This is a genomic window from Paenibacillus sp. D9, assembly GCF_001188365.1.
GTDB lineage: Bacteria > Bacillota > Bacilli > Paenibacillales > Paenibacillaceae > Paenibacillus_O > Paenibacillus_O humicus.
Genome location: NZ_JZEJ01000001.1, coordinates 5,353,960 through 5,363,250, shown reverse-complemented (window position 1 = coordinate 5,363,250; position 9,291 = coordinate 5,353,960). Strand labels below are relative to the sequence as shown.

Below are 9,291 nucleotides of genomic sequence, written 5' to 3'. Positions count from 1 at the left end.
CCCAGGCGGCCGCTTGCGGCGGCATCGCCCCGCAAGCGATGGCGTCGCCGGCGCCGAGACGGCGGCCGATGCCGGCGCGGACATCGGCGCTCCGGCTGCCGAGCACCGGCGGCTCGGCGATGCCTCCGGCGACGGCGAGATAGGCGCGGCAGCCGCGGGGCGCCCTGCCGATCTCCAGAAGCCGGCCGGGCATCACATAGACGGTCCGCCACGGCGGCAGCGGAACGCCGTCCACGCTTGCCTCCATGTCCGCGCCGGCAAGGGCGCAGAGCAGGCCGTCCTTGCCTGCCCGTAGAGAGGGTCCCGACATCGTCATCTCGAGCGCCGCGGCATCCCTTCGGTTGCCGGCCAGCAGATTGGCGGCCTGCAGCGACCAGCAATCCATCGCGCCTCCAGCCGGCACTCCCTGCGAGCGCCAGCCCGGCCTTCCCCGATCCTGGACTTCGAGCAGCATGCCCGCCTTGACGATTTCAAGCTCCGTTCGCACAGCCCCCACCTCCCGCAACGATTCGACGGCCCAAGCAGCCTGCCCCGAAAGCATCGGCCGTCTGTCCAACTTCGCCAGCATCCGCTCCGGACTCTGCGGAGCAGTCGGCATCTGCAGCGGCCGACAGCTCATCCGCTCGCCTGCGCCCTGCCTGCTCGGATGGCAACAGATTCCACCTTACCAGTGTAGCTCAGCCTCTCCGGATAAGCTATCCAAGGCTGCGGCCGATCGCCTGTGCGGCTGCCCGCAGCTCCATCCCGGCTGCCGTTCCGGCACCTGCCGCCACGGCAGCGCTCATGGCTCTCCATCGGACGCTTGCCGTCCATTTCCCCCGCTCGCCAAGCTCCTGCCTGTCTCCATCAGCCGAGCCATCTTGCGGTCCGTCCCCGTATCCGGCGCCGGCGTATAAATGCTGCAGCGAAGATCCTGCCCGCCTTGAACGCGCAGGCTCGTCAGCTGGAACTGCATCCGTCCCGCCTTGGCATGCCGGAATTCCAGGATGACCTCCGGCGCGGTGCTGACCCGGCTCTCCTCCCACAGCTCCCCGAACCGGGGATGCTTGGCCTCCATTTCCCGAATGAAGCTCTCATACCAGTCGTCATCCGCATACTGCCCGTAATAGGAACGGAAGATAGCCAAGTAGCCGCGCACGAATTCATCCCAGTTGACGGCCAGCCGCTGCAGCTCCGGACGGGTGAACAGCAGCTGGATCATGTTCCTCGCGTCGGGCGGAATAATCCCGAAGTCGAGAAATACTTTGGCGGCGGCTTCGTTCCAGCCGACGATTCGGCATCTCCGGTCCGAAAAGACAGCCGGACAGCTGACAAGCTGGTCCGCGATCAGCCGCAGCGCGGGCGACAGCTCCTGCGGACGGGATTCGGGGGCGAGCTCCTCGCCCTCCGCTGTCCCCTCCAGCGCCAGCGCAGCCAAATACCGCCGCTCGTCGGCATTCAGGCGCAGCGCCTTGGCGACCGCATCCAGCACCGAAGCCGAGACGCGGATATCCCGTCCTTGCTCTAGCCAGGTGTACCAGGTCGCGCTGACGTCAGCCAGCTGAGCCACCTCTTCCCTTCTCAATCCAGGCGTGCGCCTGCGGCCCCCTGCCGGCAGTCCTGCCGCCTCGGGAGAGAGCGCCATCCGCCGCGATTTCAAAAAAGCCGATAAAGCCTCCAGCCTTGCTTTCCGGTTCATTGATGTCTCCTTTCGCCCTCCATATGCCTTATCCGGGTAGTGTTTATTCTAGTATAAACGACAACTTGTACTAGGATAACAGCTATGCCAAACTGCATGTAAAGCAAAGCCGAGGAGGAATTTCACATGAAGCCAGCTACATCCGAAAACCGTGAATACAGGGCCGCGGAATCGCCATCCCGGCCTGCGGAGCATCAGCGCGGTACGGCATCCGGCGGCCGCCGCGTCGTCATTACCGGCATGGGAGCGGTAAGCCCGCTCGGCTGCAGCGTGCCGGCGCTCTGGGAAGGCTTGTCCGCCGGCCGCTCCGGCATTCGGCGAATCGATGCTTTCCCGTCGGAGACCGGCCGCGATGCCATTGCCGGTATCATCCCGGAGTGGGACGGAGAAGCCCGTTTCGGCCGCAAGGAAGCCCGGAAAATGGACCGGTTCGTCCAGTTCGCCTTGGCCGCGGCCGAAGAAGCGGTCCGCCAGGCAGGCCTATCGGCGGAGCAGCTGTCTTCGGAGCGGGCAGGGGTATATGTCGGCTCGGGCATCGGCGGCATCGGCACGCTGATCGAGCAGGCCCGCATCCTGGAGGAGAGAGGTCCCGGCCGCGTCAGCCCGACGCTCGTTCCGATGATGATTGCAAATATGGCGGCGGCCATGATCAGCATCCGCTACGGGACGCTCGGCCCGTCGCTCGCTCCCGTAACCGCCTGCTCGATCGGCAATACGGCAATCGGCGAAGCCTTCCGTCTGATCCGCTTCGGCGGAGCGGACATCGTGCTGGCCGGCGGCGCCGAAGCGGCGCTGACGCCTGTGGCGCTCGCCAGCTTCGGCAACGCGACTGCCCTCGCCTCTCCTGAAGGCGATCCCGCCGCGGCCAGCCGTCCCTTCGACGCGCTCCGCACCGGCTTTGTCATGGCCGAAGGAGCCGGCATCGTCGTCATGGAGCCGCTGGAGCATGCCTTGGCGCGCGGAGCGGAGCCGCTGGCCGAGGTGATCGGATACGGCGCCACCTCCGATGCCTATCATATCGTAGCTACGGAGCCCGCCGGCCGCGGGGCCGCCGCCGCGATGAGGCTGGCGATGGCCGAAGCCGGCCTGGCGCCTGACGATATCGGCGTCATCAGCGCCCATGCCACCGGCACCGGCGTCGGCGATCTGTCCGAGACCGCAGCGATCAAGAGCGTCTTCGGAGACGATGCCTACCGGATTCCCGTCACGGCCAACAAATCCATGACCGGGCATATGCTCGGAGCGGCAGGCGGCGTGGAGGCCATCGCCCTGGTCCAGATGCTGCGCGAAGGCCTCGTCACGCCCACTGCGAACCGGACCCACCCCGATCCCCAATGCGATCTCGACTATGTGCCTCTTCACGCGCGCAAGGCGGAGCTCCATGCCGGCCTATCCAATTCCTTCGGCTTCGGCGGACATAATGCGGTCATTGCGCTGTCCAGATACGAGGAATAACGGCTCTTCCAATATGGCGCAGCAGGGACGCGTTCGGTACCGCCGGAATCCGCTGGAGCCGGGCTGCCGGCCGCTCCTGCGAGCTGTTCGACGTCATACCATCCAATGAAGCGACGGACCGGTCTTGCGCCTGCGGCTTATTCCGGTACGAACCGGACACGGTCGCCCGCTTGCAAAAGCGAAGGCCTTTCCCTTCCAAAATCCGCAAGCCTGGCTTCTGTGCGTCCGATCAGCTGCCAGCCGCCGGGAGATGCCGACGGATACACGCCCGTCTGCCCGCCGCCGATGCCGACCGATCCTGCCGGCACCAGCGGACGGGGCGAGCTTCTGCGCGGCTGGGCCAGCTCCGGCGGCAGCCCGTCCAAATAAGCGAAGCCCGGCAGGAAACCGATCATGACGACCCGGTAGAGGGGAGCGGAATGAAGACGGACGAATTCCTCCGCCCCGAGGCCGCTGCGGAATGCCGCTTCCTCCAGATCGGGACCGTCTGCGCCGCCGTAGCGGACCGGAATCCGGACGATGGCGGCTTCCTCCCGACTTCCCCTTGAGGGCTGCGCCGCCAATCGTTCCCTCATCATCTCGCCGGCAAGCTCATAAGGAAGAAGCAAGCCCGTGCCCGGATAGTCCGGGCCGGGCTTCATGCTTTTCATGAGCCGAACGGGATCGTACACGGCAAGCAGAGTTTCGTAGGCGGGAACGGCGTCGAGCAGCCAGCTCCATCGCGCCTCCTCCAGCCAGCGGGCGGCGGAGGCCAGTCGATCCTGCAGCGGCGCTCCATCCGGATCTGCCTGATGCAGGCTGATCATCATCGCGCGGTCGCCCGCCGGCTCGACCTTATAGGCGCAAGGAGCCGGACTTCGCCTGCCTATTGCTTTCTTCTCCTGTTTTTCATCCATTTCCAACTATCCTCCCTGCAGCTTCCCGCTATCCTTCAGCTCCCCAAAAGCCTGCTTTCCAAGCCGGTCCGCAACGTCGATCTCTTTCTTCTATTCTTATATTAGTCCTTGCCTCGGCCGAATCCTTCATCCCGGAACGGCCGGCATCGTCGCCTGGCAGCCGGCTGGCCGCTCCCTCCCCACTGGCAGGCGGCGGAATGTTATAATGGAGGACAAAGAAACTTTTTGACACGGACAGTCGTCATTTGCGCAGGAGGATCAACACTATGCTTTCCGTCCATACGCTTGGAAAACAATATAAAGACCGGTGGGCTCTTCGGCCCCTGTCCCTTGAGCTCGGCAAAGGCATGCACGGCCTGCTCGGACCGAATGGCGCCGGCAAGTCGACGCTCATGCGCCTGCTGGCTGGACTGCTGCCGCCGACGACCGGCGACGCGATGCTCGGAGGAAGCTCCGTCCGGGATTTCAAGGTCAACGGAAGCAGGATCGGCTATTTGCCGCAGACGGTGCGGATGCTTCCTCAGTTTTCCGCCCGCAAGTGGCTGGCCCATGCCGCCTCTCTTCAGGGAGGCAGCCGCGCCGAGCGGATGCGGCGGGTGGAAGAGGTGCTGGAGCAGGTCAATCTCCGCCAGGAAGCCGACGAGCCGGCGCGCTCCTATTCGTACGGAATGATCAAGCGCTTGGGCGTCGCCCAGGCGCTGCTCGGCTCCAAGGATCTGCTGATCGTCGACGAACCGACGGCAGGGCTCGATCCCGAGGAGCGGATCCGTCTGAGACGGGTGCTGGCCGAGGCGGCCGCGACCCGGGTCGTGCTGCTCTCCACGCATGTGCTCGGCGACATCGGGGCAAGCTGCCGCGAGGTCATCGTGCTCGGCGAGGGCAGACTCCTGCATCATGGCAGCACGGAAGGGCTGGCCGGGTTCGCGGAGGACCGGACCTGGTCCTGGGAAGCATCCGAAACGGAATGGCGCCGGATGCCGCTTGAAGGCCTGTTGTCCGCGAGACGCACCGAGGAAGGCATCCGCTGCCGGGCGTTGTGCGACCGCCCTCCGTCTCCGTTCGCGGAGCGGGTGGCGCCGACGCTGGAGGAAGGCTATCTTGCGCTTGTCAGCCGCAGCAAGGAGGACGCGGACGCCTCATGGCTGTAATTTTCAGGCAAGCCGCATTGGAACTGAAGTCTCTGCTGCTGCTGCGCTGGACGCTGCTGCTTCCGTTCGGAGCCGGCATATGGATGCTCCTGCATACGTATTCGCCCAATCCGTTGTCGTCGCAGGACGTCAATCTGTACGCCTCCTCCACGCATGCGATGCTGCTGACGCTGACCACCGCGATTCCGCTGCTGCTCGGCGTCCTGCTCGTTCGCAGAGACCTGCTGCATCCTTCCGGCGAGTGGCTGTTCCGGCTTCCGCTGAGCGCATGGGGCTGGATGTGCGCCAAATGGATCGGCGGCTTCCTCTACATGTCTCTCTATATCGCCGCCATCAACGCCGCTTATGCGGTCTCCGCACTCCGCCACGCCTTGCCGCTGGCCTCCATGGCGTCGGAGATAGGAAGGTTCGCCCTCCTGTATGTGCAGTCCTACGGAATTTCGCTTGCCCTCGGGCTGTTTCTCGGTTCCCTGCTGCCGCTGCGTTTCTCGCTTCCCGCCGCGTTCTGCGCATGGGTGTTCGGCTCGCTGTTCCTTCAAGCCTATGTCGTGAAGGTTTATCAATGGGTTTGGCTGAAGGCGTTCTACCTCCAGCCGCTGCTGGATTCCGATCTGGCCGGGCATGAGGTCTGGTCGTCCGTGCTGGCAGGACCCGAGCTTCGCCGCCTGGCCCCGTTCATGGCGTTCTCCGCGCTGGTCCTGCTGACGGCGGCAAGCGCCTTGCTCGGCAGGGCCAAGCCGCCCCTTCGCCCAAGAAAGCCATGGCTCGTCTCCATCGCCATGCTGCTTGCGGCCGGAGCCGCCTTCATTCCCTATGCCTCGCTTGTATCCGATCGGACGGAGCATATGGAATCGCTGGCAGCAGCAGCTCCCGCTCTCGGCCAGGTGAAGGATCAGAACGCCTACCGGTACCAGTTGGACAGCATGAAGCTTCATATCGCTCGCCGGGCGGGAGGAAGTGTGGAAGCCGATGCGGAGCTGTCCGTTCCGACCCCCCGGGGCCGGCTCGAGGCGGCGGACGGCCGAAGCAAGCTTCAATACAAGCACCCGGGCGAGATGACGCTGCTGCTGTATCCTTCGATGTCTGTGCGGTCGGTCCGGATCAACGGCAACCCCGTCTCCTGGGAACGCACCGGGGATCAGCTCCGAATCCGCGAAAGCCTGCTTGATCCGGCTCTGCCCGTCCAAAGCGTGGAAGTCGGCTACGAAGGGGATTGGAACGAATGGCTGATCGGCAGCAGCGGCAGCGAAAGCTTCCTCGCCTTCTCCCGGGGAGACGGGCTCTACCTGCCGGCAAGCATCGGATGGTATCCGCTTCCCGGCGGCGACAGCCTGCTTGCAAAGGATGCCGACGGCTCCCTGATGGATCGGCCGGGCTCCTCCCTCGTCAAGCCGATTGCCTACGACCTGACGATGGAAGGCTTCCGCAGCTCCCTGTTCGCGACGATTCCGCCAGCCGGCGGCAGCGGCAGCAAGCTTCAATTCCAAGGAAGCGCCCGGGACGGCATTACCGTCATCGGAGGCCGCTTCTCGGTCGTGCAGGATCCGGAATCCGCGCTGTCCATCATCACGACTCCCGGCAATATCCGGGAAGCGGAGAAGTTCCTCGACCGGTTCCGCCAGAGGCGGGAAGGCCTGCTCGAGGCAGCAGGCAGCTTGGCTCCGCTGCGCCAGGTCTTTTTCTTCCCGATGGATCTGATCGGCTCCCCTGCCGAATCCGCCATCAAGACCCGCTCGTGGTATGCGGAGAACGACACCTTCTTCATCCCCGAGACGGAACACCGCAATCTTGACAGCTACGCGGAGGACGCGATGAGCTCTCTGCTTCTCTTCGGCGATACGGGCCGCGGAGCCGAGCCCGTGCGCAACAGGCGCGGCAGCGTCCCGCAGGAAAAGGAATCCATGGCGCTCGAGATCCGGACCGCTTATGCTTATCTGTACAACCGGGAACGGGGGTCGGCATCCGCCTACCGCCTTGAAGCGGCCGGCACTCCTTATTGGGAAGCCATCCGCAAGCTGATCGACGCCGCATACGAACGAGGCCATGCCTCGCTGATCCGGGAGACGCTGTACCGTCTCCGGGAGCGCGGACTCGCCTTGCCCGAGCCGGCTCGGACGCCGGCGGGAGAACGTTCCGCGGCTTCGTACACGCCCCGGATTACATTGAAGGAATTCATGCAGGAATGGAACCGGCTCATGCCGGAGGACAGCCTGCCGACCATAAACGATCAAGCCGGCAAGGAGGAATGAACCGTGACGGACGAAGAGCTGGTCCAGGGAATGATGGAAGGAGACCAGGCCTGTTTCGAAGCTTTGGTGCACCGCTACCACGCCCCTTTGTCCGGGTTCCTGCAGCGGCAGCTGAAGGATCCCGGGAGGGCGGAGGATGTTGTGCAGGAAACGTTTCTCAAGCTGATCCGGCAGCTCAAGGACCGGAGAAATCCCGAGAACGTGCAAGCCTGGCTGTACCGGGTGGCGATGAACCAATGCCGCGACTATTGGAAGAGCTCCGCTTACCAGACCGACCGCAACCGTTTCGGAGAGCCTCCGGAACGCAAGGACGAGCGTCCTTCGGTCGTGGAGCTTGCCGAACGGCAGGAAACGCGCCGCGAGATCAGCCAATCGCTCGAGGAGCTGCCGCAGGTGCAGCGGGAGGTCGTCATGCTGCGCTTCTATCAGGATTTGAAGCTGCAGGATATTGCCGACGTGCTTCAGTTGCCGCTCGGATCGGTCAAAACCCATTTGTACAAAGCGCTTCGCAGGCTGAAGACAAGGCTGGCGGGCGACAAGAACGCGCGGGTGCGCGCAGAGGGAGGGAAGCAAGATGGAATTGCCGAATGACAAGGAATGGATGGAGCTGGAGAAGGAACTGCGGGAGCCTCTGTCTTCCCTGACGGTCCGTCCCGTGACGGCCCAGGATACGACCCGCCTGCTCGCGGCGCTGCAGCCGGCCTTCGACGGGCTGAAGCCGGCGCTCGGCGGAGGCTCGGCGGCCGATTGGCGGGCGGAAGCCTCCTCGGCGCATAAGCGCCCGTCTCTGGCCAAGCTGCTTCGCACGCAGCTGAGCGCCTACTCGAGAGCATACTGGCTGGCAAGCCTCGGCGTATTCCTGATGCTGCTCTATGTGCTCCCGGCAGGCATGGAAGAAGAAGGCTGGTCCGGCCTGACGGACATCAGCAGCAAGCTGTCGCTGTTCCTGCCGATGATGTTCCTCTCCGGACTGCTGTACAGCTTCCGCAGCTGGAACAAGGAAATGCGAACGGTCGAGAGCATCACTCCCTACCCGCCGGCTCTGCTGCTCATGGCCAGAGTCATGATCGTCGGCGGATTGAACGTCCTCTTCGGAATCGCGGCCTCGCTGTACATGGCTACCAGAATGGACAGCTTTCCCGTTCTTCCGTTCATGCTGCAATGGATGTCGCTGATTCTGCTTATCGCGGGAGGAGCCTCCTACGTTATGCTGCGCGCAGGCGTCAAGATGGCGTTTGTCATGGGATCGGTGTTCTGGATGGCTTGGAATGTGATGGAGTATGCGCTGCGCTCCCCCGTCTCCGGGCAAGCGGCTCCGGATGCGATCCGCAACGCCATCTACTGGAGCTGCCTTGGAGCGGGAGCGCTCATGACGCTGCTGTCCTACAGACGCAGCCTCGTCATCAAAAGGGTCGTATAGGGAGGCCGTGACTTCGCCATGATCGAACTGAGCGGCATTCGCTGGCAGAGGAGGAGCTTCGTCCTTCAAGTTCCGCGTCTCGTGCTGAAAGAGGGCATTACCGTGCTGTCGGGATCCAACGGTTCGGGCAAGTCCTCCCTGCTCCAGCTGCTGGCGACGGCCGAATTCCCCGACCGGGGCTCCATCCGCTACGGGACGCTGACTCCCGACAGGGACCTTGCCTCCATCCGGGCTTCGATCGGTTATGTGCCTACCGGCCTGGAGCTGTACGAGGATATGAAAACCGAGCGTCTGCTCAAGTATTTATCCGAGCTCAAGGGAGAAGCCGGAATGACGGAGACGGACAAAGTGATTGCCCAGTTCCAGCTGGAGCCTTACCGGCGCCGCGCCATCAAGACGCTGCCGCAAGGCATCCGCCAGCGGATCCCCCCCCCCCCCCCCCCCC

At 64.2% G+C, this 9,291-nt stretch carries 9 protein-coding genes; 6 read left to right on the top strand and 3 right to left on the bottom strand.

The window, feature by feature from the left end:
• Together VE23_RS24035 and VE23_RS24030 are read right to left on the bottom strand one after the other, a co-directional pair.
• Nucleotides 1-487, bottom strand: a 487-nt coding sequence (locus tag VE23_RS24035) for a biotin-dependent carboxyltransferase family protein (protein ID WP_442950541.1), incomplete at its 3' end; no start/stop codon positions are given.
• Between the two features lie 294 nt (nt 488-781).
• A complete protein-coding gene (locus VE23_RS24030; RefSeq protein ID WP_049869392.1) occupies nt 782-1,678 on the bottom strand; it encodes a helix-turn-helix transcriptional regulator in 897 nt (298 codons plus the stop codon).
• Nucleotides 1,679-1,804: 126 nt separating this feature from the next.
• Between VE23_RS24030 and fabF the strand changes: the two genes are divergently transcribed.
• On the top strand, nt 1,805-3,133 hold the full coding sequence (fabF, locus tag VE23_RS24025) for a beta-ketoacyl-ACP synthase II (RefSeq protein WP_083436220.1): 1,329 nt from the start codon (nt 1,805-1,807) through the stop codon (nt 3,131-3,133).
• 137 nt (nt 3,134-3,270) lie between these two features.
• Here fabF and pxpB read toward each other — a convergent pair whose 3' ends face one another.
• On the bottom strand, nt 3,271-4,029 hold the full coding sequence (pxpB, locus tag VE23_RS24020) for a 5-oxoprolinase subunit PxpB (RefSeq protein WP_048744750.1): 759 nt from the start codon (nt 4,027-4,029) through the stop codon (nt 3,271-3,273).
• Nucleotides 4,030-4,295: 266 nt separating this feature from the next.
• Here pxpB and VE23_RS24015 point away from each other — a divergent pair, with 266 nt between their 5' ends.
• The 5 genes from VE23_RS24015 to VE23_RS23995 form a co-directional block, all read left to right on the top strand.
• Nucleotides 4,296-5,177, top strand: coding sequence for an ATP-binding cassette domain-containing protein (locus VE23_RS24015; RefSeq protein ID WP_048744749.1), 882 nt, complete (start codon nt 4,296-4,298; stop codon nt 5,175-5,177).
• The gene (locus tag VE23_RS24010) at nt 5,168-7,426 is read left to right on the top strand and encodes a hypothetical protein (RefSeq protein WP_049869390.1); all 2,259 of its coding nucleotides are present in this window, start codon (nt 5,168-5,170) and stop codon (nt 7,424-7,426) included. The genes VE23_RS24015 and VE23_RS24010 overlap by 10 nt, the downstream gene beginning before the upstream one ends.
• Nucleotides 7,427-7,429: 3 nt before the next feature.
• On the top strand, nt 7,430-8,017 hold the full coding sequence (locus tag VE23_RS24005) for an RNA polymerase sigma factor (protein ID WP_021881956.1): 588 nt from the start codon (nt 7,430-7,432) through the stop codon (nt 8,015-8,017).
• Complete coding sequence (locus VE23_RS24000; RefSeq protein ID WP_048744746.1) at nt 8,001-8,846, top strand: hypothetical protein; 846 nt, start codon at nt 8,001-8,003, stop codon at nt 8,844-8,846. Before VE23_RS24005 ends, VE23_RS24000 begins: the two co-directional genes overlap by 17 nt.
• Before the next feature lie 18 nt (nt 8,847-8,864).
• Nucleotides 8,865-9,291: ATP-binding cassette domain-containing protein (locus tag VE23_RS23995; RefSeq protein WP_198156210.1), on the top strand; the 427-nt coding region annotated here is incomplete at its 3' end.